Annotated in this window: 1 tRNA gene; it reads left to right on the forward strand. The window is 47.1% G+C overall.

The annotated features are described in order from the left end of the window. Positions 1-131 precede the first annotated feature (131 nt). Positions 132-207, forward strand: a tRNA-Ala gene (locus tag BSPA111_RS22490). Positions 208-255 lie beyond the last annotated feature (48 nt).

The raw sequence follows: 255 nt of genomic DNA on the forward strand, positions 1-255 counted from the left end.
AGTCCACTCAGGCCTACCAAATTCTTTGCTATCCTGCGTTACAACACCACTCACATACTTAAGTATGCTTCGTGGTGCTGCGCCTTGACTAGCTAAGAATTAAGGTAAATCAAAGGTTTTACGAAATCGATGGGGCTATAGCTCAGCTGGGAGAGCGCCTGCCTTGCACGCAGGAGGTCAGCGGTTCGATCCCGCTTAGCTCCACCATTATTTCATGCTCACTCAATATCTCAAAACTGACTTAACAGTCACGTT

This window comes from Buttiauxella sp. A111, from assembly GCF_014189855.1.
Lineage (GTDB): Bacteria > Pseudomonadota > Gammaproteobacteria > Enterobacterales > Enterobacteriaceae > Buttiauxella > Buttiauxella selenatireducens.